The organism is Pseudomonas sp. Lz4W (assembly GCF_000346225.2).
Lineage (GTDB): Bacteria > Pseudomonadota > Gammaproteobacteria > Pseudomonadales > Pseudomonadaceae > Aquipseudomonas > Aquipseudomonas paraversuta.
In genome coordinates this window covers 176,873-202,574 of record NZ_CP017432.1, presented here as the reverse complement: position 1 = coordinate 202,574, position 25,702 = coordinate 176,873, and the positions used below count along the sequence as shown (strand labels likewise).

Here is a 25,702-nt window from a genome sequence, read left to right as displayed (position 1 = left end):
ACTACCCCAACAAGGATTCAGGGATTTTTTATGCGTTGCCTGCTGCTCATCTGCCTGCTGCTGGGTACTGTCCCAAGCTTTGCCCTCGATCGTTACAGCGTGGAGGGCTACCAGTTGCCCAACGGCCTGCAACTGATCCTCAAACCCGGTACCGAACGCGGACATGTGGCCATCCGGTTAGTGGTGGGCGTGGGCCTGGACGACTTCAGCTGCGCCGATCAACAACTGCCGCACCTGCTGGAGCACCTGTTGTTCAGCGGCGTCGACGACACCGGTGAAGGCGGCCTGGAGCAGCGCATGCAAGCGCTGGGCGGTGAATGGAACGCCTTCACCAGCCATGCCGACACCACCTTCGTGATCGAAGCCCCGGCCAAAAACCAGCGCAAGATTCTCGACCTGTTGCTGAGCCTGCTCACCCGCACACAATTCACCGAGCAGCGGATCAACGACGCCAAACAAGTGGTCGAGCGCGAAGACGGTGGCCATTACTCGCACTTGCAGCGCTGGCTCGACCGCCAGGACCTGGGCCACAGCGCCAGTAATCAACTGGCGGTTGAGCTGGGGCTCAAATGCGCCGAGCGCGCGCAAGTAAATAATCTGACACGTGAGCAACTGGAAGCCGTACGCCAGAACTGGTATGCCCCCAACAACATGACGCTGATCATCGTAGGGGATCTTGACCGCCTGCTCCCAGCGTACCTGGAGCGCACCTATGGCGCCCTGGAGCCGGTAGAGCCCACCGAACACAAACCTTTGGCGGCAATCGCAGCCAAGGCCGAGCCCGAACGCGACCTGCTGCGCGGCGTGGTCGGCGACACCGTGCAACTGCACTGGCTGTTGCCGGAGCCGGTCATCGAAGGCCAGAGCGATGAAACCTGGGACCTGCTCAGGGATTATCTGGAGTGGGCGCTGTACAGCGAGCTCCGGCTCAAGCACGGCTTGTCTTACGGCCCCTGGGCCGAGCGCGAGGTGTTCGGTGGCGTAGGCTTTTTAAGCCTCAATGCCGATCTTGACCGCGACGATGTAGCGCAAGCACGCCAGGTTGTAGAGCAACTGAAGACCCGACTGCTCAAAGAAGGGCTGGACCCTGAGGTTTTTGCTCGCCTCAAAAATGCCGCCATTGCCCGTCAGGCATGGGCCGTCCAAGGCAACAGCGCGCTGGCCGATTATTACTGGGCTTCGCTGGGTGACTACGATGATGGTCACTTTTATGACCCGGCCAGACAGCTGCAAGCCATCAGCCTCAAGCAGGCCAATGCGGCTCTGCACGAGCTGTTTGCCGAACCCGGCTATATGCGGATCGAAAAACCGCTGTTCAGCTACAACAGTCTGAGCCTGGTGATCCTTGGCGGGCTGGCGTTGCTGATCATCATCGGGGTGGGCTGGCGCGCCTGGCGTCATCGTCGGCGTTAAGCCGCAATTGTCCGTATCTGAAACGCTTTGATACCGTAAAATAATTGCCAATTCGCGGCTGCTCAATTCAGCCGCCAGCGTGCGGAGTATTCATCGTGAGTGATCGTTCCAATCCTTGGCAATTGCAAACCATCGTCTGCCAGCTACGAACGGCACGAAACCAGTGGCGCACGCAAAACGGGCGCGTCAGTGGTGAACAGGGAGGCCGCGAGCTGCCGTCGCGCGCGGCGATGGCCGATATTCTTGAAGCCCTGTGCGGGGCATTGTTTCCGATGCGCCTGGGCCCGGTGGACCTGCGCGAGGAAAGTGAAGACTTCTACGTCGGCCACACCCTGGATGTGGCGCTCAACGCATTGTTGACTCAGGCCCGACTGGAGCTGCGTTACGCGGCGCGCCAGGGCGGCCTGCCCGATGAGGGTGTGGATGCGAGTGCAACGCTGCTGATTCAGGATTTTGCCCTGGCGCTGCCCGGCCTGCGCAGCATTCTGGACACCGACGTTCTGGCCGCTTACCACGGCGACCCGGCGGCACGCAGTGTGGATGAAGTGCTGCTGTGCTATCCGGGGATTCTGGCGGTGATCCATCACCGCCTGGCCCACCACCTGTATCGCGCAGGCTTGCCCTTGCTGGCACGGATCAGCGCAGAAATTGCCCACTCTTCCACCGGCATCGACATTCACCCGGGGGCGCAGATTGGCCGCAGCTTCTTTATCGACCACGGAACAGGCGTTGTGATCGGAGAAACCGCGATCATCGGCGAACGTGTGAGGATTTATCAGGCGGTGACCCTGGGCGCCAAGCGTTTCCCGGCAGACGAATCAGGCCAGCTGCAAAAAGGTCATCCACGTCATCCAATCGTTGAAGATGACGTAGTGATCTATGCGGGGGCGACGATCTTAGGGCGCATCACCATTGGCCAGGGCTCGACCATTGGCGGCAATGTGTGGCTGACCCGCAGCGTACCGGCGGGCAGCAACCTGACCCAGGCCAACCTGCTGCACGATGACGGCACACAGAAGTAAAACTCTGCATCGCTGGCAACACCCCGCACCCTGTAGGAGCGAGCTTGCCTCGCGATGGCAAACGCCGGGGTGCATCGCTGGCAAGCCAGCTCCCACAAGGGGCCGCTAGCAACACCCCGCATTCTGTAGGAGCGAGCTTGCCTCGCGATGGCAACCGCCGGGGCGCATCGCTGGCAAGCCAGCTCCCACAAGAGGCTGCTAGCAACACTCCAAATTCTGCAGGAGCGAGCTTGCCTCGCGATGGCAACCGCCGGGGCGCATCGCTGGCAAGCCAGCTCCCACAAGGGGCTGCTAGCAACACCTCGCATTCTGTAGGAGCGAGCTTGCCTCGCGATGGCAACCGCCGGGGCGCATCGCTGGCAAGCCAGCTCCCACAAGGGCCTGCTAGCAACACCCCGCATTCTGCAGGAGCGAGCTTGCCTCGTGATGACAAACGCTGGATCGCATCGCTGGCAAGCCAGCTCCCACAAGGGGCTGCTAGCAACACCCCGCATTCTGCAGGAGCGAGCTTGCCTCGCGATGGCAACCGCCGGGGTGCATCGCTGGCAAGCCAGCTCCCACAAGGGGGTGCTAGCAACACTCCGAATTCTGTAGGAGCGAGCTTGCCTCGCGATGGCAACCGCCGGGTCGCATCGCTGGCAAGCCAGCTCCCACAGGGGCTGCTAGCAACACCCCGCATTCTGCAGGAGCGAGCTTGCCTCGCGATGGCAAACGCCGGGGTGCATCGCTGGCAAGCCAGCTCCCACAGGGCCTGCTAGCAACACCCCGAATTCTGTAGGAGCGAGCTTGCCTCGCGATGGCAACCGCTGGGTCGTATCGCTGGCAAGCCAGCTCCCACAAGGGTTACTGACGTGCCTTGCGTACACCTTCAGCCAGTGCCGCGCACAGGCTCAACACACCATCGACCGCCTGTTGCGGGGTCGCTGCATTCTCGATTTTGTCGATCAGGGCCGAGCCCACCACTACGCCGTCGGCCAGGCGGGCAATCGCTGCCGCTTGCTCCGGGGTGCGGATGCCGAAGCCCACACTGATCGGCAAATCGGTATGCCGGCGCAGACGCTCAATCGCTTCACGCACCTGATCGGTCGTCGCCGAACCGGCACCGGTCACGCCCGCCACGGACACGTAGTACACAAAGCCCGAGCTGCCGGTCAGCACTTTGGGCAGACGCACGTCGTCGGTGGTCGGGGTGGTCAGGCGGATAAAGTCCAGACCTGCAGCCTGCGCCGGGTCGCACAGCTCGGCGTTGTGCTCGGGCGGCATGTCCACCACGATCAGGCCGTCGACGCCCGCTGCCTTGGCTTCAGCGATAAACCGCGGCACGCCATAGTGGTGAATCGGGTTGAAGTAACCCATCAGCACCAGCGGTGTGTCGTGGTTGCCTTCACGGAATTCGCGAACCATTTGCAGGGTTTTCGCCAGGTTCTGCCTGGCTCCCAGGGCACGGATATTGGCCAGCTGAATCGCCGGGCCATCCGCCATGGGGTCGGTGAACGGCATGCCCAGCTCGATCACATCGGCGCCAGCAGCAGGCAGGCCTTTGAGGATCGCCAGCGAGGTGTCGTAATCCGGATCGCCGGCAGTGACGAAGGTCACCAGCGCAGCGCGGTTTTGTTCCTTGAGTTCGGCAAAACGCGTTTGCAGGCGGCTCATCAGTGTTTCTCCTGCTGGGACTGTTCCATGTGGTGCATCACGGTTTGCATGTCTTTGTCGCCTCGGCCGGACAGGTTGACCACCATCAGGTGCTCGGCTGGCAGGGTCGGCGCACGCTTGAACACTTCAGCCAGGGCATGGGCACTTTCCAGCGCCGGGATGATGCCTTCAAGACGGCAGCATTTATGGAACGCATCGAGGGCTTCTTCGTCAGTCACCGAGGTGTACTCAACGCGACCGATATCATGCAACCAGGCGTGCTCGGGACCGATACCCGGGTAGTCCAGGCCGGCGGAAATCGAATGTGCGTCGATGATCTGGCCATCGTCGTCCTGCAACAGGAAGGTACGGTTGCCGTGCAGCACGCCCGGTTCGCCGCCGTTGAGGCTGGCTGCGTGCTTGCCGGTTTCGATACCGTAGCCCGCCGCTTCAACGCCGATGATCTCGACGCTGGTGTCATCCAGGAACGGGTGGAACAGGCCCATCGCGTTGGACCCACCGCCAATGCAGGCCACCAGGCTGTCGGGCAGACGGCCTTCCTGAGCTTGCATCTGGTCGCGGGTTTCCTTGCCGATCACGGCCTGGAAGTCGCGGACCATGGCCGGATACGGGTGCGGCCCCGCCACAGTACCGATCAGATAGAAGGTGTCATCGACGTTGGTCACCCAGTCGCGCAACGCTTCGTTCATCGCGTCCTTGAGGGTGCCGGTGCCCGCCACGACCGGGATCACTTCAGCGCCCAGCAGCTTCATGCGGAACACGTTGGCCTGCTGGCGTTCGATGTCAGTGGTGCCCATGTAGATCACGCACTGCAGACCAAAGCGCGCGGCCACGGTGGCGGTAGCCACGCCGTGCATGCCGGCGCCGGTCTCGGCGATGATGCGTTTTTTGCCCATGCGCCGCGCCAGCAGGATCTGACCGATGCAGTTGTTGATCTTGTGCGCGCCGGTATGGTTCAGCTCTTCGCGCTTGAGGTAAATTTTGGCGCCGCCACAGAACTCGGTCAGACGCTCGGCGTAATACAGCGGGCTTGGGCGCCCGACATAGTCGCGCTGGAAATAGGCCAGCTCTTTAATGAACTCGGGGTCGGTCTTGGCCAGCTCATACTCGCGATCCAGATCAAGGATCAGCGGCATCAGGGTTTCGGCCACGTAGCGGCCGCCGAATGAGCCAAACAGGCCATTGGCATCAGGGCCGGTACGCAAAGTGGATTGGGTCATGGGACGCTCCAGATAAAAAGGTACGAAGGTCGATGGACCTGACTTTAACCGCGACAGCCGAGGATGAAAACCGATAAGATCGCTGCAACCTGTCAGGAAAACTCACAGATACCATGAGCCGCGACCTTCCCCCGCTGAACGCCCTGCGCGCGTTCGAAGCCACTGCCAGGCTGAGCAGCGTGAGCCTTGCGGCAGAACAGCTGAACGTCACCCACGGTGCCGTCAGTCGGCAACTGAAAGTGCTCGAAGAGCACCTGGGCGTCAGCCTGTTCGTCAAGGAAGGACGCGGTCTTAAGCTCACGGATGCCGGGTTGCGCCTGCGTGAGGCCAGCAGCGAAGCCTTCGACCGCCTGCGTAATGTGTGCACTGAACTCACGCAAAGCCATGTCGATGCGCCCTTTGTACTTGGCTGCTCGGGCAGTTTGCTGGCGCGCTGGTTCATCCCTCGACTGGGCCGGCTCAATGCCGACCTGCCGGACTTGCGCCTGCACTTGTCGGCCGGCGAAGGCGACCTTGATCCGCGCCGCCCGGGGCTCGATGCCCTGCTGCTGTTTGCCGAGCCACCCTGGCCCACCGACATGCAGGTCTATGAACTGGCCAGCGAGCGGATCGGGCCGGTGATCAGCCCGCGTTACGCCCGCTATGAGCAACTGCGCCAGGCACCCGTGAGCGCCCTGCTGGACGAAGCGTTGTTGCACACCACTTCGAGGCCCCAGGCATGGCCAAGCTGGGCGCAGCAAAACGCGATCCAGGCAAAAGATTTGAAATATGGACAAGGGTTTGAGCACTTGTACTACTTGCTCGAAGCCGCCGTAGCAGGCCTGGGTGTGGCAATTGCCCCCGAGCCGTTGGTGGCTGAAGACTTGCGGGCCGGACGCCTGGCTGCGCCTTGGGGCTTCAAGCAAACCCCGGCGCAGCTGGCGTTATGGCTGCCCAAGCGCGCCGCAGACGGACGCGCCCGGCAACTGGCGCAATGGCTCAAGACTGAGCTTGGGCGCAGCGCGGATAATTAGTTACCGCGCTTGCACATCAGGAAGGCGGCCAACAGGCCCAGGGCGCCGATGGCAACGCCAGCGGTGGCATACGGATGCTCTTGGGCATACTCGCGGGTGGCGACAGCGGTTTCCCGCGTTTTGTCCTTGACCTCTTCGTAAGCATCGCTGATCAGGTGACGTGAATGTTTCAGCGCATTCTCTGCGTTGCCTTTGAGGGCACTCAAGGTTTTTTTGGACTCGTCAGAAGCGTCGTGCTTCAGGCTTTCCAGAGACTTGAGCAGGCTCTCGATCTCAGCTTCCATGCTTTGCAATGAGGCTTTACGTAAGGAATTGCTAGCCATTAGGGCTCTCCTGCATTGATGAGTGAGGTACGTGTTAACTCCGACTCCGGGGTGCCACAAAAGTGCAGTCGGTCTGAACTTTTCGTTTCCTGTCGCCTACAAAGTATTGAGCACAATCGCTGCTAGGCTTTGATCTACGACAAAGGAGAACGTTATGTCTGACCATCACACCTACAAGAAAATCGAACTGGTAGGCTCGTCCCCGAGCAGCATAGAAGACGCCATCGGTAATGCACTGGCAGAGGCCAACAAAAGCATCAAACACATAGAATGGTTCGAGGTGATCGATACCCGGGGCCACGTCAAGGACGGCAAGGTGGGCCACTATCAGGTCACCCTCAAGGTCGGCTTCCGGATTGCCAGCAGTTGAGCCGCATCATCCTTTAGGGCTGATCGACTGGCCGTTTGCCATAAACTCCGCTACACCGTCTGGGTGCAACGCAGTACATGCGTTGCACCCTTTTAGTTTCGACCGGGGAATGTGACCGATGAAAAAGTTTTTATTGGCTATAGGTTTGCTGAGTCTTGCTGGAACAGCGTTCGCAGCTGGCAAACCTTGCGAAACAGTGAAAAGCGAAATCGCAGCGAAGATTGAGGCCAATGGCGCTCGTCATTATTCGCTGACGGTAGTGGACAAAGGCACGGCGACGGACGGAAAAGTAGTAGGTTCCTGCGAAGCAGGCACCAAGGACATCGTCTACAAGCGCGGTTAAACCTGCGCAGGCAAAAAAGCCGACCCCGGGGTCGGCTTTTTTGTGGCCGTCAGCCCGCTTCTGCAGGTCAGTCCTGTTTCATCACCTGGGCCAGCAGTTCATATGAGCGAATGCGATCCGCGTGCTCATACAGATCACAGGTGAAGATCAGCTCGTCCGCCCCGGTTTGCTCAATCAGCACTTCGAGTCTGGCGCGGATTTTCTCTGGACTGCCAACCATCGCCAGGCCCAGAAAGCTCATCACCGCTTCTTTCTCATGGGGCAGCCACAAGCCATCCATCGAGTCCACCGGCGCACGCTGCACCAGACTTTGCCCGCGCATCAACGCCAGAATCCGCTGCAGCACCGAGGTGGACAGGTACTCGGCCTGCTCGTCGGTATCGGCCGCCACCAGTGGCACACCCAGCATCACATAGGGTTTGTCGAGGGTCGCTGACGGCTTGAAGTGATTGCGATAAACGCGAATCGCTTCGTGCATCATCCGCGGGGCGAAATGTGATGCGAAGGCGTAGGGCAGACCGCGTTCACCGGCCAATTGCGCACTGAACAGGCTGGAACCGAGCAACCATACCGGCACATTAGTCCCGGTGCCCGGCATTGCGATGACCCGCTGATCCGGGGTTCGCGGGCCCAGATAGCGCATCAGCTCGGCCACATCTTCAGGAAAGTCATCCGAACTGCCGGAGCGCTCGCGGCGCAAGGCCCGGGCGGTCATCTGGTCGGAGCCCGGCGCACGCCCAAGGCCCAGATCAATCCGGCCCGGATACAGGCTTTCAAGGGTGCCGAACTGTTCAGCGATCACCAGGGGCGCATGATTGGGCAACATCACCCCGCCTGAACCGACGCGAATGGTCGAGGTGCCGCCGGCCAGGTAGCCAATCAGCACCGAGGTCGCCGAGCTGGCGATGCCGTCCATGTTGTGGTGTTCGGCCACCCAGAAACGGTTATAGCCAAACTTTTCTACGTGCTGCGCCAGGTCCAGCGAATTGTGCAACGACTGGGCGGCGCTGCCATTTTCACGCACAGGCACCAGGTCGAGGGTCGAGAATTTAACATCGGACAATCGTGTCATGAGCCGGCTTCTCCTAATTGGACGCAGGCCGTGACGCTCGCCAAAACCTGCCAGTGCTTTAGCAATATGGGCATATACCCGAGTTTCAATGGCAAGCCATCAATTGAGCGACTAAAAAAGACGATTGGTCAGAGAAGATGAACTTTGTGAGCCCGGCTCCCCTCACACATCCAGTCAAGGTGTGAAATCTTTCATGCCGTTCTTCAGGAGGCACGCATGACTATTAAAAAAACGGCATCGGCGCATTGGGAAGGCGATGTCAAAACCGGCATCGGCTCCATCTCCACTGAAACCGGGGTTCTGAACAAGGCGCCGTATGGCTTCAAGGCCCGTTTCGAAGGCGGCAAGGGCACCAACCCTGAAGAGCTGATTGGCGCGGCCCATGCCGGTTGCTTCTCCATGGCCCTGTCGATGATTCTCGGTGAGGCCGGGCTCAAGCCGGACAGTATCGACACCCAGGCTGAGGTTTCCCTCGACAAGGTCGAAGGCGGCTACGGGATCACTGCCGTGCATCTGACGCTTAAAGCCAAGGTGCCGGGGGCGACCCAGGCACAATTCGAGGAAGCGACCAAAAAGGCCAAAGAAGGTTGCCCGGTGTCCAAAGTGCTGAATGCCAAAATCACCCTCGATGCCACCCTGGTGGGTTAATCCGACGGGTTGATGACACACGTGCGCTCCGGTCGCCATGACCGGAGCCGCGCAGGCCAGGACAGCAGGCAAATGGCTGCCACAGATCAGTCATGCACGCGGTGAGATGTGATCGTATGATCGTTCGTCGCGTCAGATCATGACTTTGCGTTCTGTCCCAAGGGAGTCTCATCATGAAACGTTTTGCTCTAGCTGTTATCTGCTGCGCCATGGCCACTTCGGCACTGGCCGCGCCAAAGCCGTGTGAAGAACTTAAAGCCGAGATCGAAGCCAAGATCCAGGCCAACAACGTGTCGTCCTACACCCTTGAAATCGTGACCAACGATGAAGTTCACGACCAGAACATGGTGGTGGGTACGTGCGAAAACGGCAGCAAAAAGATCATCTATCAAAAGAACGACGCCTGACCTCAAGGCAAACAGTTAACCAGCCTCTCTTCGCTCAGCACCTTGCCCTCGGCGTTGTATAGCCGGGCGTAAGCGTTGAACCCCAAAGAGCGCGCCTGCAACCGGTAACGCTGGCCGGGCTGGAAATTGTCGTAATTGAGCGTGATGTAGCACAAGCGCTCCTGCGGGTCGCTGAACATACCCATGCCGCCAACAAAGACTTCAAAATCGAATCGCACCATCAGTTCGTGACTGCCTGGCGTTACTTGAAAGTAACGTCCGTCGTTCAGGCGCTGATTATCCAGGCGCTCGGCCATTACCAGTTTTCCGGTTTGTGTTTCCAGGTCGATCCACGCCTTGGCGGGGTCGACGGCAGGCAATGGCGTGCTGGCACAGGCACTCAGCAGGCAGGCCATCGGCAGTAGCAGAAAGGTGCGCATGGCGAATTCCAGGTGGGATCAAAGTATGAGCATAGCCTGATGCCAGGCTACCCCGCTGCAGACGCCAGCTTATTCAAAACCCTGGCAATCGGGCGTCGACCGGCTGCACCTACAGGGGATTGCGATTAGTCTTGGCCCATTATCCCACTGGACCGTCCCATGACGCCGCTCACTCGCTGCCTCTTCGCCCTTGTGTTGTTGCCCCTGCTCAATGGCTGTTCCAGTGCAGCGTATTACTCGCAACTGGCCGACGGCCAATGGCAGATATTAAAAGCCCGCAAACCGGTAGCTACGGTCATTGCCGACCCGCAACAACCGCCTGCATTACGTGAGCACCTGGCAAAAGCCCAGGCCGCGAGAACCTTCGCCAGCCAGCATTTGCACCTGCCGGACAACCAGAGCTATCGCCTGTATGTCGACCTGAAACGGCCTTACGTGGTGTGGAACGTGTTTGCCACCACGGAGTTTTCCCTGAACCCCGTCACCCATTGCTTCCCGATTGCCGGGTGCGTGGCTTACCGCGGCTACTACGCCCAAGGGGCCGCACGCGGCGCGGCGGCCCTGCAGCGTCAGCAAGGCATGGACGTGCTTGTCAGTGGCGTCGAAGCCTATTCAACCCTGGGCTGGTTTGATGATCCAATTCTCAACAGCATGCTCAACTGGGGCGATGAGCGACTGGCCACCCTGATTTTTCATGAACTGGCCCATCAACGTTTTTATCTGAAGGACGACACCGAGTTCAATGAGTCTTTCGCCAGCTTCGTGGAACAGCAAGGCACTCGCCAATGGCGCACCTATCAGGGCTTGCCACCCTCCGGCAGCGCGGGGCTGGAGCAACGCGAGCAATTCATGGGGCTGGTGCTGGACACCCGCAAACGCCTGCAACAGCTGTACGCCCAGCCCTTGCCGGCAGCTGAAATGCGCCAGCGAAAAGCAGCGGAATTTGAACGACTGCGCAGGGAATACCGTCAGTTACGCGACCACCAATGGGCCGGTAATAACCGGTATGACCTGTGGATAAATTCGCCGATGAATAATGCCAAGCTTTTGCCATTCGGCCTGTACGACCAGTGGGTGCCCGCCTTTGCCGCCCTGTTCAAACACTCGGGAGGTGACTGGCAGGTGTTTTATGCCGAGGTAGAAAAGCTCGGTAAATTGCCGCTGCTGCAGCGCCGGGCGGCCTTGCAGCAGTGGACAACCCGGGCTTAGGCGGATTTCAACCAGCCCTTCACCACGCATGCAGCAAACGGGCTGGTACTGCAGGCACCTTTGCTCAAGGCTGTGCGCAGCTGCGGGATATCGGCCTGCATCATGTACTTCGCACCATCCTCGAAGTGTGAGTTCTGGCCAAAGCCACCCTGGGTCATTTCTTTCAGGGCGTCTTCTTTGCTCCAGTCCTGCACGACCACCCGGTACATCGCCGCCATCAGTCCAGTGCGGTCCACCCCGTGCTTGCAGTGCATCAACACAGGGCCCCGTGCTTGTGCGGTCTGAATGGCGCGCAGGGCGGCCAGTACATCGGCGTCATCCACATGGTTAGTGCGATAAGGCAACTGAACTTGTAAGACGCCAGGGGTCTTGAGCCAGGTTTCATCCGGCTCCTTCAAAAAATTGATCACGGTGCCGATCTTCAAATTTTCCAGCAAAGCCTGGGCTTCGCCATCGGGCAATGCACTGCGATACAGCGTCGGGGACATTTGATACAGGTTGTACAGCACAGCAACGGGTTGTGCCCACTGAGCCGGACGGGCCGGGGTCGCTTCATCGGCCTGGGCCTGGGGCAACGCGAACGCAGCCAGTAATGTCAGGCACAGGGCAGGGAGAAACCGGGCTTTGGGCATGTCAGTCAGACCACATCACAGTAATTAAGGGGGTATGGGGTCAGATTGAGTTAAGCCCGATCAAAACTCTGTGAGCCGTTTGTCAAAATTTCGTGAAGACGGTAAAGCACCGTGCCACTACCGGTGCGGCAAAATTACGCATGAAACGATTCATCAGCTGTCCCAGCCTGTTAGAATTTGTAACTAATAGTTGCCTGCGTGTTCTGTTAACGGATCGACTCCGCTCCAAACCGCCGCCAAAACGACAAGCTGCCACCGAGCAGCTGAAACCCGTGATTGCCCGATGAGGTGCTCCCCCATGTCTGACCAAGACAACCCGCGGCGTGAGTTTTTACGCAAAACCCTGACCCTGATCCCGGTGGTCACCGTCGCCAGTACCGGCCTTGGCGGTTCAGTGCTGATGGCTACGCCTGCCGCCGCCGCACCTGAGCCGGCGAAGCGCCCTGCGACTCCGGCCAGCGCCTATGAGCCGACTTACTTCAGTGCTGAAGAGTGGGCGTTTGTGAACGCCGCCGTAGCGCGCTTGATCCCGGCTGACGAACAAGGCCCTGGCGCCCTGGAAGCTGGCGTACCGGAATATATCGATCGGCAGATGAACACCCCCTATGCCAGCGGTGCCCTGTGGTTCATGCAAGGTCCGTTCAATGCAGACGCTGCCCCGGAAATGGGCTGGCAGAGCAAGCTGGTGCCCAAACAGATTTATCGCCTGGGTATTGCTGCAACGGAGGAGCTTTGCAAAAAGGCCTATAACTCAACATTTGCTGGGCTAGACAGCGCTACCCGAGACAATGTGCTGAAACAGCTGGAAGCTGGCACCCCTGAATTCGAGAGCGTTCCGGCCAAGATGTTTTTCAGCTTTTTGCTACAAAACACCAAGGAAGGCTTCTTCTGCGACCCGATCCACGGTGGCAACAAAGGCATGGTCGGCTGGACCATGATCGGCTTTCCCGGCGCCCGCGCTGATTTCATGGACTGGGTTGAACGCAACGAGCCGTACCCCTTCCCGGCAGTATCCATTCGCGGCGAGAGGGCTTGAGCATGTCGACCGTTATGAAAAAAGTTGATGCAGTTATCGTCGGTTTCGGCTGGACCGGCTCGATCATGGCCAAAGAGCTGACAGAAGCCGGCCTGAATGTTGTGGCCCTGGAACGAGGCCCGATGCAGGACACCTACCCGGACGGCAACTATCCGCAGGTGATAGACGAACTCACCTACAGCGTGCGCAAGAAGCTCTTTCAGGATGTATCGAAAGAAACCGTCACCATCCGCCACAGCGTGAATGACGTGGCCTTGCCCAATCGCCAGTTGGGCGCGTTTCTGCCCGGTAACGGCGTGGGCGGTGCAGGTTTGCACTGGTCGGGCGTGCATTTCCGGGTGGACCCTATTGAACTGCGGATGCGCAGTCATTACGAAGAACGCTACGGCAAAAACTTTATCCCCAAAGACATGACCATCCAGGACTTCGGTGTCAGCTACGAAGAGCTGGAGCCGTTTTTCGACTACGCAGAAAAAGTCTTCGGCACCTCGGGCCAGGCCTGGACCGTCAAAGGTCAGCTGGTCGGCAAAGATAATGGCGGCAACCCTTACGCGCCGGATCGCTCAGACCATTTTCCGCTGGTCTCGCAAAAAAACACCGTATCCGCACAGCTGTTTCAGAAAGCGGCCAATGAGGTGGGTTACAAACCCTACAACCTGCCATCGGCCAACACCTCGGGGCCTTACACCAACCCCTATGGCGCACAGATGGGGCCGTGCAACTTCTGCGGTTTTTGCAGCGGTTACGTGTGCTACATGTACTCCAAAGCCTCGCCCAACGTGAACATTCTGCCGGCGCTCAAACCGCTGCCGAACTTTGAACTGCGCCCCAACGCCCATGTAATCCGGGTCAATCTGGACAGCAGCAAAAGCAAAGCCACTGGCGTGACGTACATCGATGCACTGGGCCGGGAAATCGAGCAACCGGCGGATCTGGTGATTCTCGGGGCGTTCCAGTTCCACAACGTGCGCTTGATGCTGCTCTCGGGGATTGGCAAGCCTTACGACCCGATCACCAATGAAGGCGTGGTGGGGCGTAACTTCGCCTACCAGAACATGGGCACCATCAAGGCCTACTTCGACAAAGACGTGCACACCAACAATTTCATCGGCGCTGGCGGCAACGGCGTGGCGGTGGACGACTTCAACGCGGACAACTTCGACCACGGGCCCCACGGCTTCGTCGGCGGCTCGCCGATGTGGGTCAATCAGGCGGGCAGCCGGCCGATTGCCGGCACCTCGAACCCGCCCGGCACACCGGCATGGGGCAGCGCCTGGAAGCGCGCCACAGCGGATTACTACACCCATCAGGTGTCGATGGACTCACATGGTGCCCATCAGTCTTACCGCTGCAACTACCTCGATCTCGACCCCGTATATCGCGACTCCTACGGTCAGCCATTGCTGCGGATGACGTTCGACTGGCAGGAAAACGACATCAAGATGAACCGTTTCATGATGGAAAAAATGGGCAAGATCGCCGAAGCGATGAACCCCAAAGCCATCGCCGCCATCGGCAAAAAAGTCGGGGATCACTTCAACACCGCGTCCTACCAGACCACTCACCTGAACGGTGGCGCAATCATGGGTACCGATCCGAAAACCAGTGCCCTGAACCGCTACTTGCAGAGCTGGGACGTGCATAACGTATTTGTCCCCGGCGCATCGGCGTTCCCCCAGGGCCTGGGCTACAACCCGACAGGTCTGGTTGCCGCGTTGACCTACTGGTCGGCCCGGGCGATCCGCGAGCAGTACCTGAAAAACCCCGGCCCGCTGGTTCAGGCATAAGGAGCGATGAGCATGAAAGCAATTGTTATCGCGACCCTGGCCCTGCTGGGCAGTTTCTCGGCAGTGGCCGCGCAGGAAGATCAGCAGACGCTGATCAAGCAAGGTGAATATCTGGCCCGTGCCGGTGACTGCGTGGCATGCCACACGGCCAAGGATGGCAAGCCGTTCGCCGGCGGGCTGCCAATGGAAACCCCGATTGGCATGATTTATTCAACCAACATCACCCCGGACAAAAGCGGCATCGGCGCCTACAGCTTTGACGATTTCGACAAGGCCGTACGCCATGGCATCGCCAAAAATGGCGACACCTTGTACCCGGCCATGCCTTATCCGTCCTACGCCCGGGTCACTGAAACCGACATGCAGGCGTTGTATGCCTACTTCATGAACGGGGTAAAACCTGTCGCGCAAGAAAACAAGGCGGTCGATATTCCCTGGCCGCTGAGCATGCGCTGGCCGCTGGCGATGTGGCGCTGGACGTTCGCACCGGCCGTTGCCGACTTCACCCCGGTTACCGGGCAAGACCCTGTAGTGAGCCGCGGTGCTTATCTGGTGGAAGGCCTTGGGCATTGCGGTGCATGCCATACACCACGGGCACTGACCATGCAGGAAAAAGCCTTGAGTGCGGGCGACAGCAGCGCGTTTTTGTCAGGCAGCGCACCGCTGGAAGGCTGGATTGCGAAGAACCTGCGCGGTGACCACAAAGATGGCCTGGGCAGCTGGAACGAAGAACAACTGGTGCAGTTTCTGAAGACCGGTCGCAGTGACCGCAGTGCGGTGTTTGGCGGCATGAGCGATGTGATTGTGCATAGCATGCAGTACATGTCCGAAGCCGATCTGACAGCCATTGCCCGCTACCTGAAATCGCTGCCGGCAGTGGACGCGGCGGACATGCCGCATCAATACGATCCGGCAGTCGCCGATGCCTTGTGGAACGGCGATGACAGCAAGCGCGGTGCGGCGGTGTATATCGACAACTGCGCTGCCTGCCATCGCACTGACGGGCACGGTTATACCCGGGTCTTCCCGGCGTTGGCGGGGAACCCGGTGCTGCTGTCAGACGACCCGACGTCGCTGATTCATATCGTGCTCAAAGGCGGGACGCTGCCGGCAACCCATACGGCGCCGTCGACCTTCACCATGCCGGCTTTTGACTGGCGGTTGTCGGATCAGGAAGTCGCTGACGTGGTCAATTTCATCCGCACCAGCTGGGGCAATAAAGGTGGGGATGTGAAGGCAGCAGATGTGAAGGGGTTGCGCGAATAGGGCCCACGACCCTGCCGGCTTGCGGGCGACAGGATCAACACCGGTCGCCTGCATCGCTGGCAAGCCAGCACCTGCAGGGCCCGGGGCTGCCTCAGGGCTTGGTGGCATCCAGACCGAACCATTTTTGCGACAGGGCTTTGAGGCGACCATCGGCCTTGATCCGCTGCAAGGCATTGTCCAGGCTGGTCTGGAACGCCGGATTGCCCTTCTGGAAGGGAATCGCCAGCGCTACTACAGGCCCCATGGTTGCACCTTCCTTCACCGGCAACCGGCTATCGCGAATCGCATACGGGGTCAGCAAACGGTCACTGACCGCTGCATCCAGTTGTTTGTTCACCAACGCCACCAATGACTGATGGGCATCCGGGTAGCTGTGCACTTCCCCTGCCTGACCGGTACGCACCTGCTCGACAAACTGGCTGCCCTGGGCTACGCCTAAGAGCTGGCCCTTGAGGGTGCCCGGGGTGTTGAGCGAACGCTGTTCTTCCTGCCGCACGATCAACTGCGCAGCGGTATAGCTGTAAGGCTCGCTGAAATCGAACCGATCCTGCAGTTCCGGGGTCAAAGCAATGTGATTGATTGCTACATCGTATTTACCGCTTTCAACGCCCGGCAGCAGGTCATTGCTGTCGGTGATGAGAATCGAGGGAGTCACTTCCAGCTCCTTGGCCAGTAACTCGCCCAGTTCGACGTCGAAACCGGTCAAACGACCGTCCTGCTTGAAGCTGAAGGGAGGCAGGTCAGCCTCGAGGGCGATACGCAGTTCGCCCCGGTCATTCACATCGTCGATCAATTCGGCTTGGACAAAAGGACTCGCCAATGGCAGTAAAAGCATCAGGCCCGGCAGAAAACGCATGGTCACTCCTTTGAATTTGATGCAAGCGATTCGCAACTGGCGTCCGCTTTGCTTTATGTTGGTCAATTGCGGCGTTGGACAACAGATCCGCTCAAAGTTGTCCTAAGCCTGAGCATTTTGTAAAAAACGGAGAAAAAAATGAAAGCTCTATTGTCTCGTGTTGCGTTGGCTTCTGTATTGATGGGCGCCTCGGTCATGGCCACGGCTGCCGGCATGCCGACTACCCCGGCACCTAAAGACGCCGAAGTATTCATCGTCTCCCCCGCTGACGGCGCCACTGTGGATAAAACCTTCACCGTCAAGTTCGGCGCCAAAAACGTCGCCATTGCACCGGCTGGCGACCAGACCGCAAATACTGGCCACCACCATCTGCTGATCGATGTCGACAAGCTGCCTGCCGCCGCCATGCCAATCCCGGCAGACGCCAACCACGTGCATTTCGGCAAAGGCCAGGTCGAAACCGAAGTAACGCTGACCCCGGGCAAGCACACCCTGCAACTGGAACTGGGCGACAAAAACCACGTACCGTTTGAGCCTGCCGTGGTTTCGAAAAAAATCACCGTCAATGTGAAGTAGTTTTACCGCGCATAAAAAAGGGAGACCCAAGGGTCTCCCTTTTTATTGACCCGCGTCTTAGAACAGAACGCGGCAACGGATGGTGCCGTTGATGGTTTGCAGCTTCTCTTGCGCCAGGTCCGAAGACTCGGCGTCGACGTCGATCACTACATAGCCAACTTTCTCGTTGGTTTGCAGGAACTGGCCGGAGATGTTGATACCGTTTTCGGCGAAGACCTTGTTGATCTCGCTCATCACACCCGGGATGTTCTGGTGGATGTGCAGCAAACGGTGCTTGCCAGGGTGAGCCGGCAGGGCAACTTCCGGGAAGTTCACGGACGATACCGAAGTACCGTTGTCGCTGTACTTGACCAGCTTCTCTGCCACTTCCAGACCGATGTTGGCTTGCGCTTCAGCGGTGGAACCGCCGATGTGCGGGGTCAGGATCACGTTGTCCAGGCCACGCAGCGGGCTTTCGAACACGTCGTCGTTGGAGCGCGGCTCAACCGGGAACACGTCGATAGCGGCGCCGATCAGGTGCTTGTCCTTGATCGCGTCAGCCAGGGCGTCCAGCTCAACCACGGTGCCACGTGCGGCGTTGATCAGAATCCCGCCCTTCTTGATGGCGCGAATTTCTTTCTCGCCGATCATCCACTGGGTGGCTGCGGTTTCAGGTACGTGCAGAGTCACGATGTCGGACATGCCCAACAGTTCGTGCAGATTGCCAACCTGGGTCGCGTTACCCAACGGCAGCTTGGTCACGGTGTCATAGAAGAACACCTGCATGCCCAGGCCTTCGGCCAGTACCGACAATTGCGTACCGATCGAGCCATAACCGACGATACCCAGTTTCTTGCCCCGGATTTCGAAGGAGTTAGCTGCACTTTTGATCCAGCCACCGCGGTGGCAGGAAGCGTTTTTCTCAGGGATGCCACGCAACAACAGGATCGCTTCAGCCAGCACCAACTCGGCCACCGAACGGGTGTTGGAGTAAGGCGCGTTGAAAACAGCGATACCGCGTTCGCGAGCAGCGTTGAGGTCGACCTGGTTGGTGCCGATGCAGAAACAACCAACAGCGACCAGTTTCTTGGCGCAATCGAACACTTCTTCGGTCAGCTGGGTACGAGAACGGATGCCGATAAAGTGGGCATCAGCGATCTTTTCCTTCAGCTGGGCTTCAGGCAAGGAACTGGTGATGTACTCGATGCTGGTGTAACCGGCAGACTTGAGTACTTCAACAGCGGATTGGTGGACGCCTTCCAAAAGAAGGAACTTGATCTTGCTCTTATCGAGAGAAGTCTTGCTCATCTGCGTAAACCTGTGTCCCAGAGAAAAAATGGCAGGGAATGGACAGCGAGAGCTGACCTGTCCGGCGTGAAGACCGGCACCGAGAATCGTCCTACGGCTCGATTCTACGGGGGGGTCGTATGCTAGCATAAGCGCCCCGCTAAACACCCATACCTGCGACGTGAAGCGTTCTCAGGATGACCATGAATTGTTCGAGAGTTCTGTTGATGACCCATCCAGTCTTGATTGAAGAGCTAAAGTCCCTGGTAGAGCCTGGCAAGGTCTTGACCGACGCTGACTCCCTCAACGCTTTTGGCAAGGACTGGACCAAGCATTTCGCCCCGGCCCCGCTGGCCATCGTGTTCCCCAAAACCACTGAGCAAGTACAGGCCATTGTGCGCTGGGCCAATGAGCGCAAGATCGCCCTGGTACCGTCGGGCGGCCGTACGGGTTTGTCGGCGGCAGCCGTGGCGGCCAATGGCGAAGTGGTGGTGTCGTTTGACTACATGAACCAGGTGCTGGACATCAACCTGACGGACCGCACCGTGGTCTGTCAGCCCGGTGTGGTCACCGCGCATCTGCAGAACCTGGCCGAAGAAAACGGCCTGTACTACCCGGTGGATTTTGCCTCGGCCGGCTCCAGCCAGATTGGCGGCAATATCGGCACCAATGCCGGCGGGATCAAGGTTATCCGCTACGGCATGACCCGCAACTGGGTGGCGGGGATGAAAGTCGTGACCGGCAAGGGCGATGTGCTCGAGCTCAACAAGGACCTGATCAAGAACGCCACCGGCTACGACATGCGCCAGCTGTTTATCGGCGCCGAGGGCACCCTGGGTTTTGTGGTCGAAGCCACCATGCGCCTGGACCGTGCGCCGAAAAACCTGACGGCGATGGTGTTGGGTACGGCCGATTTCGATTCGATCATGCCCGTGCTGCACGCCTTTCAGAGCAAGCTGGATCTGACAGCCTTTGAGTTCTTCTCCGACAAGGCCCTGGCCAAAGTGATGGGCCGCGGCGATGTACCCTCGCCGTTCGAGACCGATTGCCCGTTCTATGCCCTGCTGGAATTTGAAGCCACCACTGAAGAAGTGGCCAATGCCGCGCTGGAAACCTTCGAGCACTGCATGGAGCAGGGCTGGGTGCTGGATGGCGTGATGAGCCAGAGCGAGACCCAGCTGCAAAATCTGTGGAAACTTCGCGAATACATCTCCGAAACCATTTCCCACTGGACGCCATACAAAAACGACATTTCGGTCACCGTATCGAAAGTCCCGGCATTTCTAAAGGAAATTGACGCCATCGTCGGCGAACACTACCCGGACTTCGAAATCGTCTGGTTCGGCCACATTGGCGACGGCAACCTGCACCTGAACATCCTCAAGCCGGAAAACCTGAGCAAGGACGAGTTCTTCGCCAAGTGTGCGACGGTGAACAAGTGGGTATTTGAAACCGTCGAGAAGTACAACGGTTCCATCTCTGCCGAACACGGCGTGGGCATGACCAAACGTGACTACCTGACCTACAGCCGCTCGCCGGTCGAAATCGAGTACATGAAAGCGCTCAAGGCCGTGTTCGACCCGAACGGCATCATGAACCCGGGCAAGATTTTTGCGATTTAACTAACAATGCCCCCTGCAGGAGCGAGCTTTAGCGCTGGCTCCTGCAGGGTTGGTTTCACCCTTGAATCCCCAGCGGAGCGGTCCATGAGCTATCAGCACCAGTATGTCGACGGTACCCGGATTCACTTTCCAATCGGCAAGGTGGTGTGCATCGGACGCAACTATGCCGAGCACGCCAAAGAGCTGGATAACCCGATCCCCACCGAGCCCCTGCTGTTTATCAAGCCGGGCAGTTGTGTCGTGGCTCTGGACGGTGGTTTTGCGATCCCCACCGAGCGCGGTTCGGTGCATTACGAAGCAGAAATCTCGGTGCTGATCGGCAAGGCCCTGTCCAACAAACCAAGCCGCGAGGAAGTGCTGGATGCTATCTCCGGCTTCGCGCCCGGACTGGACCTGACCCTGCGCGACAAGCAGGCCGAGCTCAAAGGCAAGGGCCTGCCATGGGAAATCGCCAAATCATTCGATGGCGCCTGCGTGCTGGCCCCGTTCGTACCGAGCTGCACCTTCGCTGATCTGGCCGACATCGGCATCCGCCTGAGCATCAATGGTGAAGTGCGCCAGGACGGCAACAGCGCGCTGATGCTCAATCCGATCGTGCCGATGATCCAGCACATGGCAGCCTGTTTCTCGCTGCAAGCCGGCGACGTGATCATGACCGGCACCCCGGCAGGCGTTGGCCCGCTGTATGTCGGCGATGAACTGGTACTGGAACTGACTGACGTGAGCCGCTTCGATAGCAGCGTGCGCTGAACCGCAGTGGGAGCCTGGCTTGCCAGCTCCCACCTGTTTCGGGCTGCGGGGGCGTAAACATCCCGGACGCTGCGTCCTCTAAAACGCTATTCTGTCGAGGATATTTCCTATACAGAATGTGAACCGTCGAATGCCGAACTGGAACCACTACGTACAGCGCATCCTTGAATTAATGAAGCGCTATCCGGGGCTGATCGCGGCATTTGGCTTTTGCTCGGGCGTGGGCAGTTTCATTCTGGTGGACCGCCAGCAAGGCATGGCCCGCTGGATCGCCGTGATCCTGCTGGTGAGCTGGGTCTGGCTGATGCTGGAAAACAGTTTCACCCAGTTGTTCAGCCGCGTGTTCAAACGCGAAATCCCCCCGCCGTTGCTGCGTTATGCAACGCAGATGATTCATCAGGAAAGCCTGTTTTTTGTCCTGCCCTTCTTCTTCATTACCACCACCTGGAACAGCGGACAGCTGGTGTTTACCGGTCTGCTGGGTGCCGCGGCGCTGGTGACCATCACCGACCCGCTGTACTACCGCTGGCTGGCACCCAGGCGCTGGCTGTATCTGGCAATGCACACCCTGGCCTTGTTCGCGGCCCTGCTGACGGCACTGCCGATCATCCTCAACCTGACCACCTCCCAGAGCTACAAGCTGGCGCTGGGCACCGCGGTACTGCTTTCAATCCCGAGTCTGGCCGTGAGCCTGCCGCTGAAGACCTGGCGCGGCTGGCTGGTGCTGCCCTTGATCGTACTGACATTGGGGGGCACCGGCTGGCTGCTGCGCTCGTGGGTACCGCCTGCAACGCTATGGATGACCGAGGTCGCGGTGACCACCCAATTGCAGGACCGCACGCCGGGCGAAAGCGTTGAGCAGATCAGCGTTAGCGAACTGCGCAGCAGGGGTCTGTATGCCTACACCTCGATCAACGCACCCCGCGGTCTGAATGAACGGATCTACCATGTGTGGCAGCTCAACGGCCAGGAAGTCGACCGTATCGCGCTGGATATTCACGGGGGACGCAAAGAAGGCTATCGCGCCTGGACCCACAAACAGAACTTCCCGCCGAATCCCGAGGGACGCTGGCAAGTACGGGTGATCACCGAAGACGGGCAACTGATTGGCGTGTTGCGCTTTCGGGTTAACCCAGATCAATCCCCGGGGACCGATGTTCAGGCAAACTGACGCAGTTTTACAGGACTGTGCTATTACATAAGGTCTACGTTCAAGCGTATTTAGCTGGGAGCTTACGATTATTACGGCCATGGCGGGCAATGCCCAACTAGACACTTCAAGCAATCCGGCGCGGCTGCGTATCAGCGGCGACTGGACGTTGGCCCATTACACCCGGCTCAAACAGCAGACCGAGCAGCTGGCCGGTCAGTACGACGCTCAAACCGCAATTGATCTGGATGAAGTGTCCAGCATCGATACTGCAGGGGCGTCGTTGCTGGTGGACCTTTTGGGCGCCGAACGCGTCAGCCAGCTGACCGACACCGCACACAAACTTCCCGCCGCTGACCGTGCCCTGCTGCAAACGGTCTACGCCTCACTGCGCGACTTCTGTGTGCCGGTCAAAGTCCCCCAGCAGAACATCTGCATCCTGTTGTTGAGCCGTATCGGCGGCGCGGTCTACAAGCTGTGGCAAGACTCGCTGCAGTTGCTGGGCTTCATCGGACTGATTCTGCAAACCCTGGCGCGCAACCTGTTCCGGCCAAAACAGTGGCGCATTACCCCCATGGTGGCGCATATCGAGCAGATCGGCCTCAACGCCGCGCCGATTGTGGTGTTGTTGACCTTCATGGTGGGCGCGGTGGTGGCCTTTCTCGGTGCCACGGTGCTGGCCAACTTTGGTGCGGGGATCTTTACCGTAGATCTGGTTGCCTTCTCCTTCCTGCGCGAGTTTGGCGTGTTGCTCACCGCCATCCTGCTGGCAGGCCGGACGGCCAGCGCCTTTACGGCACAAATCGGCTCGATGAAAGCCAACGAAGAGATCGACGCTATTCGCACTCTGGGCCTCGACCCCATGGATTTGCTGGTGCTGCCACGGGTTTTGGCACTGCTTATCGCGCTGCCGCTGCTGACCTTTCTGGCCATGATGGCCGGCATCCTCGGTGGCGCGGTGGTGTGCGTGGTCTCGCTGGGCATTTCCCCCGACATGTTCATATCGCTGTTGCACTCCGATATCGGCGTTCAGCACTTTTTGGTGGGCATGGTCAAAGCACCGTTCTTTGCCTTTCTGATCGCTGCAGTGGGCTGCCTTGAGGGCTTTAAAGTCAGCGGCAGCGCCGAATCTGTGGGCGAGCACACCACGTCCAGCGTGGTGCAATCGATCTTTATCGTGATCGTCCTCGACGCCGTGGCCGCGTTGTTCTTTATGGAGATGGGCTGGTGAGTGGGCCAATGCAAGCGCCCCGCGAGGCGATAATCGAAGTACGGGGTCTGTGTAACCGGTTTGGCAGCCAGGCTGTGCACGAGAACCTCGACCTGGATGTGTACAAGGGCGAGATCCTCGGCGTGGTCGGCGGCTCCGGCACCGGCAAGTCGGTACTGTTGCGCAGTATTGTCGGGCTAAGGCGACCGACTGAAGGCCAGGTCCGTGTGTTCGGCCAGGACCTGTTAAGCCTGCCGGAAGAGGCGCGTTCGAAGATTGAGCGGCGTTTTGGCGTGTTGTTCCAGAGCGGCGCGCTGTTTTCTTCGCTGACCGTGACGGAAAACATCGCCCTGCCCCTGATCGAACACGCGGGGCTGAGCCGCCCCGATGCAGAGCATCTGGCGTGCGTAAAACTGGCGCTGGCCGGGCTGCCCCTGTCCGCCGCTGACAAATACCCGTCCATGCTGTCAGGCGGGATGATCAAGCGCGCGGCACTGGCCCGGGCACTGGCACTGGATCCGGACATTCTGTTTCTGGATGAACCTACCGCCGGGCTGGACCCCATTGGCGCAGCGGCGTTTGACCAGTTGATCCTGACCTTGCGTGACGCGATGGGTCTGAGCGTATTTCTCGTGACCCACGACCTGGACACGCTGTACACCATCACCGACCGGGTAGCGGTGCTCTCGCAAAAACGGGTGTTGGTGGCCGCCCCTATCAAGCAGGTCGAAGACTACGACGACCCGTGGATTCATGAATATTTCCATGGCCCCCGCGGCCGCGCTGCATACGAAGCGGCAACCAAGATCAAGGAGCAATAACATGGAAACCCGTGCCCATCATGTATTGATCGGCCTGTTCAGCGTTCTGGTCATAGTCGGGGCCATGCTGTTTGGCCTGTGGCTGGCCAAGGCCAGCATGGACAGCACCTTCAAGGATTACGAAGTGGTGTTCAACGAGGCTGTCAGTGGCTTGTCCAAAGGCAGCTCGGTGCAATACAACGGGATCAAGGTCGGCGATGTCATAGAACTGCGTCTGGATGACAAGGACCCGCGCCGCGTACTGGCCCGGATTCGTCTGGCCGCCGGCACCCCGGTCAAGGTCGACACCAAGGCCAAGCTGGCGCTGACGGGCGTGACGGGCACCTCGATCATCCAGCTCAGCGGTGGCGACCCGAACAGCCCGGACCTCAAAGGTGTAAACGGCAAACTGCCCACCATCGTGGCCACCCCCTCCCCGATTGCCCGGTTGCTCACCGATGGCAATGACATGCTGGCCAATATCAACATCCTGCTGCATAACGCCAACCGCCTGTTCTCCCACGACAACGTCAACCGTGTGGGCAAGACTCTGGAAAACCTGGAGCAGACCACCTCTGCCATTGCCAGCCAGCGTGACGATATCAGCCAGATGATGAAACAGCTGGCCCAGGTCAGCAAACAGGCCAGCGGCACCCTGGAGCAAACCACCGCACTGATGCGCAACGCCAATGGCATGTTGAGCAACCAGGGCCAGCAGATGTTCAGCAGTGCCGAACAGGCCATGAAGTCGCTGCAACAGAGCACTGCAACCATCAATCTGTTGATCAACAACAATGAACAGTCGCTCAACAGCGGCCTGCAGGGCCTCAATCAGCTGGGCCCGGCCGTCAATGAGCTGCGCGAAACCCTCGGCACATTACGCTCGATTTCGCGGCGCCTGGAAGCCAATCCAAGCGGTTACCTGCTGGGCCGCGAACAGAACAAGGAATTCACGCCATGACCCGTACTTATCGCCTGGCAGGTTCAATCGTCCTGGCTGCCAGTCTGAGCCTGCTCAGCGCCTGTTCGATATTGCCCAAGCCCGAGCAGGTTGACGTGTATTGGCTGCCCTATGCCCAGGCGCCGCTCGCCGCCAGCCGTGGCGCGCCGGTTAACTGGTCGCTGCGACTCGAAAAACCGATGGCCAGCAACGCGCTGAACAGCCAGAACATTGCGGTGGTGCCCGAGGGCAATCTGATCAGCAATTACAAAGGCGCGCGCTGGAGCGATCCGGCGCCTGTGCTGCTGCGCAATCGCTTGCTCGATGCGTTCTTGCAGGATGGCCGGATTCAGGGGCTGAGCACCGACGACAGCAACCTGCAGGCCGATTACGAGTTAGGCGGAGAGTTACTGGCGTTCCAGACCCGCTATAACGGTAAAAGCCCCGAGGTGCTGATTCAGTACAACGCCCGGCTGGTGCGCAGCAGCGATCAGCGGGTGCTGGCGTCCAGGCGCTTTGAAGCACGCCAGCCACTGAGCAATCCGATGGTGCCGGGGGTTGTTGCAGGTTTTGGCCAGGCCGCTGACACGCTGATGCCGCAAGTGGTGCAGTGGGTGATGCAGCAAGGGCAGGCGCAACGCTGAGCCCTTTATCGCTGGCAAGCCGGCCCCCACAACACCTGTGGAAGCCGGCTTGCCA

Annotated in this window: 27 protein-coding genes; 19 read left to right on the top strand and 8 right to left on the bottom strand. The window is 59.3% G+C overall.

Annotated elements, in window-relative coordinates:
* The first annotated feature begins 30 nt into the window (after positions 1 to 30).
* Positions 31 to 1,413 carry a pitrilysin family protein gene (locus tag B195_RS00970; protein ID WP_003437558.1) on the top strand — a complete coding sequence of 461 codons (1,383 nt, stop codon included), beginning with the start codon at positions 31 to 33 and terminating at the stop codon, positions 1,411 to 1,413.
* A gap of 95 nt (positions 1,414 to 1,508) precedes the next feature.
* Positions 1,509 to 2,435, top strand: coding sequence for a serine O-acetyltransferase EpsC (gene epsC / locus B195_RS00965; RefSeq protein WP_003437573.1), 927 nt, complete (start codon positions 1,509 to 1,511; stop codon positions 2,433 to 2,435).
* An 843-nt stretch (positions 2,436 to 3,278) separates the two neighbouring features.
* Here the strand turns inward: epsC and trpA are convergent.
* Both trpA and trpB read right to left on the bottom strand, forming a co-directional pair.
* Entirely contained in the window at positions 3,279 to 4,088 is an 810-nt protein-coding gene (trpA, locus tag B195_RS00960; RefSeq protein ID WP_003437578.1) for a tryptophan synthase subunit alpha, read from the bottom strand.
* The gene (gene trpB / locus B195_RS00955) at positions 4,088 to 5,308 is read right to left on the bottom strand and encodes a tryptophan synthase subunit beta (RefSeq protein WP_003437581.1); all 1,221 of its coding nucleotides are present in this window, start codon (positions 5,306 to 5,308) and stop codon (positions 4,088 to 4,090) included. Before trpB ends, trpA begins: the two co-directional genes overlap by 1 nt.
* Before the next feature lie 113 nt (positions 5,309 to 5,421).
* Here trpB and B195_RS00950 point away from each other — a divergent pair, with 113 nt between their 5' ends.
* Positions 5,422 to 6,321, top strand: a complete 900-nt coding sequence (locus B195_RS00950; RefSeq protein WP_003437583.1) for a LysR family transcriptional regulator — start codon at positions 5,422 to 5,424, stop codon at positions 6,319 to 6,321.
* Here the strand turns inward: B195_RS00950 and B195_RS00945 are convergent.
* On the bottom strand, positions 6,318 to 6,644 hold the full coding sequence (locus B195_RS00945; RefSeq protein WP_003437585.1) for a YqjD family protein: 327 nt from the start codon (positions 6,642 to 6,644) through the stop codon (positions 6,318 to 6,320). The two genes, B195_RS00950 and B195_RS00945, sit on opposite strands and share 4 nt — an antisense overlap.
* Positions 6,645 to 6,798: 154 nt before the next feature.
* Here B195_RS00945 and B195_RS00940 point away from each other — a divergent pair, with 154 nt between their 5' ends.
* The gene (locus B195_RS00940) at positions 6,799 to 7,014 is read left to right on the top strand and encodes a dodecin (RefSeq protein ID WP_003437588.1); all 216 of its coding nucleotides are present in this window, start codon (positions 6,799 to 6,801) and stop codon (positions 7,012 to 7,014) included.
* A gap of 118 nt (positions 7,015 to 7,132) precedes the next feature.
* Positions 7,133 to 7,357, top strand: coding sequence for a DUF1161 domain-containing protein (locus tag B195_RS00935; RefSeq protein ID WP_003437590.1), 225 nt, complete (start codon positions 7,133 to 7,135; stop codon positions 7,355 to 7,357).
* A gap of 67 nt (positions 7,358 to 7,424) precedes the next feature.
* On the opposite strand, the gene B195_RS00930 is transcribed toward B195_RS00935, so the two are convergent.
* Complete coding sequence (locus B195_RS00930; protein ID WP_003437593.1) at positions 7,425 to 8,429, bottom strand: LLM class flavin-dependent oxidoreductase; 1,005 nt, start codon at positions 8,427 to 8,429, stop codon at positions 7,425 to 7,427.
* A 216-nt stretch (positions 8,430 to 8,645) separates the two neighbouring features.
* Between B195_RS00930 and B195_RS00925 the strand changes: the two genes are divergently transcribed.
* Complete coding sequence (locus B195_RS00925) at positions 8,646 to 9,077, top strand: OsmC family protein (RefSeq protein WP_003437594.1); 432 nt, start codon at positions 8,646 to 8,648, stop codon at positions 9,075 to 9,077.
* A gap of 173 nt (positions 9,078 to 9,250) precedes the next feature.
* On the top strand, positions 9,251 to 9,484 hold the full coding sequence (locus tag B195_RS00920; RefSeq protein ID WP_003437596.1) for a DUF1161 domain-containing protein: 234 nt from the start codon (positions 9,251 to 9,253) through the stop codon (positions 9,482 to 9,484).
* A 2-nt stretch (positions 9,485 to 9,486) separates the two neighbouring features.
* Here the strand turns inward: B195_RS00920 and B195_RS00915 are convergent, their stop codons facing one another.
* On the bottom strand, positions 9,487 to 9,903 hold the full coding sequence (locus B195_RS00915; protein WP_003437607.1) for a hypothetical protein: 417 nt from the start codon (positions 9,901 to 9,903) through the stop codon (positions 9,487 to 9,489).
* A gap of 159 nt (positions 9,904 to 10,062) precedes the next feature.
* Here B195_RS00915 and B195_RS00910 point away from each other — a divergent pair, with 159 nt between their 5' ends.
* Positions 10,063 to 11,112, top strand: coding sequence for an aminopeptidase (locus B195_RS00910; protein WP_003437610.1), 1,050 nt, complete (start codon positions 10,063 to 10,065; stop codon positions 11,110 to 11,112).
* Here the strand turns inward: B195_RS00910 and B195_RS00905 are convergent.
* Entirely contained in the window at positions 11,109 to 11,744 is a 636-nt protein-coding gene (locus tag B195_RS00905) for a dual specificity protein phosphatase family protein (protein WP_003437613.1), read from the bottom strand. The two genes, B195_RS00910 and B195_RS00905, sit on opposite strands and share 4 nt — an antisense overlap.
* 298 nt (positions 11,745 to 12,042) lie before the next feature.
* On the opposite strand from B195_RS00905, the gene B195_RS00900 reads away from it, so the two are divergent.
* Genes B195_RS00900 through B195_RS00890 form a run of 3 tightly spaced genes read left to right on the top strand, consistent with a single transcriptional unit; the run spans position 12,043 to position 15,833 of the window.
* The gene (locus tag B195_RS00900) at positions 12,043 to 12,780 is read left to right on the top strand and encodes a gluconate 2-dehydrogenase subunit 3 family protein (RefSeq protein ID WP_003437615.1); all 738 of its coding nucleotides are present in this window, start codon (positions 12,043 to 12,045) and stop codon (positions 12,778 to 12,780) included.
* 2 nt (positions 12,781 to 12,782) lie between these two features.
* Positions 12,783 to 14,567, top strand: coding sequence for a GMC family oxidoreductase (locus tag B195_RS00895; protein WP_003437617.1), 1,785 nt, complete (start codon positions 12,783 to 12,785; stop codon positions 14,565 to 14,567).
* A gap of 12 nt (positions 14,568 to 14,579) precedes the next feature.
* A complete protein-coding gene (locus B195_RS00890; protein ID WP_003437619.1) occupies positions 14,580 to 15,833 on the top strand; it encodes a cytochrome c in 1,254 nt (417 codons plus the stop codon).
* Between the two features lie 91 nt (positions 15,834 to 15,924).
* On the opposite strand, the gene B195_RS00885 is transcribed toward B195_RS00890, so the two are convergent.
* On the bottom strand, positions 15,925 to 16,689 hold the full coding sequence (locus B195_RS00885) for a transporter substrate-binding domain-containing protein (protein ID WP_003437621.1): 765 nt from the start codon (positions 16,687 to 16,689) through the stop codon (positions 15,925 to 15,927).
* Positions 16,690 to 16,827: 138 nt separating this feature from the next.
* Between B195_RS00885 and B195_RS00880 the strand changes: the two genes are divergently transcribed.
* A complete protein-coding gene (locus B195_RS00880; protein ID WP_003437624.1) occupies positions 16,828 to 17,265 on the top strand; it encodes a DUF4399 domain-containing protein in 438 nt (145 codons plus the stop codon).
* 57 nt (positions 17,266 to 17,322) lie between these two features.
* Here the strand turns inward: B195_RS00880 and serA are convergent, their stop codons facing one another.
* The gene (serA, locus tag B195_RS00875) at positions 17,323 to 18,552 is read right to left on the bottom strand and encodes a phosphoglycerate dehydrogenase (RefSeq protein WP_003437626.1); all 1,230 of its coding nucleotides are present in this window, start codon (positions 18,550 to 18,552) and stop codon (positions 17,323 to 17,325) included.
* A 206-nt stretch (positions 18,553 to 18,758) separates the two neighbouring features.
* Here serA and B195_RS00870 point away from each other — a divergent pair, with 206 nt between their 5' ends.
* The 7 genes from B195_RS00870 (at position 18,759) to B195_RS00840 (ending at position 25,647) form a co-directional block, all read left to right on the top strand.
* Positions 18,759 to 20,153, top strand: a complete 1,395-nt coding sequence (locus B195_RS00870; RefSeq protein ID WP_003437628.1) for an FAD-binding oxidoreductase — start codon at positions 18,759 to 18,761, stop codon at positions 20,151 to 20,153.
* A gap of 84 nt (positions 20,154 to 20,237) precedes the next feature.
* Positions 20,238 to 20,903, top strand: a complete 666-nt coding sequence (locus tag B195_RS00865; protein ID WP_003437631.1) for a fumarylacetoacetate hydrolase family protein — start codon at positions 20,238 to 20,240, stop codon at positions 20,901 to 20,903.
* 130 nt (positions 20,904 to 21,033) lie between these two features.
* The gene (locus B195_RS00860) at positions 21,034 to 22,074 is read left to right on the top strand and encodes a DUF5924 family protein (RefSeq protein ID WP_003437635.1); all 1,041 of its coding nucleotides are present in this window, start codon (positions 21,034 to 21,036) and stop codon (positions 22,072 to 22,074) included.
* Positions 22,075 to 22,153: 79 nt separating this feature from the next.
* On the top strand, positions 22,154 to 23,284 hold the full coding sequence (locus B195_RS00855; RefSeq protein ID WP_003437638.1) for an ABC transporter permease: 1,131 nt from the start codon (positions 22,154 to 22,156) through the stop codon (positions 23,282 to 23,284).
* Positions 23,285 to 23,292: 8 nt separating this feature from the next.
* Entirely contained in the window at positions 23,293 to 24,084 is a 792-nt protein-coding gene (locus B195_RS00850) for an ABC transporter ATP-binding protein (RefSeq protein ID WP_003437642.1), read from the top strand.
* A 1-nt stretch (position 24,085) separates the two neighbouring features.
* Entirely contained in the window at positions 24,086 to 25,024 is a 939-nt protein-coding gene (locus B195_RS00845) for an MlaD family protein (protein WP_003437645.1), read from the top strand.
* A complete protein-coding gene (locus tag B195_RS00840; RefSeq protein ID WP_003437648.1) occupies positions 25,021 to 25,647 on the top strand; it encodes an ABC-type transport auxiliary lipoprotein family protein in 627 nt (208 codons plus the stop codon). The genes B195_RS00845 and B195_RS00840 overlap by 4 nt, the downstream gene beginning before the upstream one ends.
* Positions 25,648 to 25,702 lie beyond the last annotated feature (55 nt).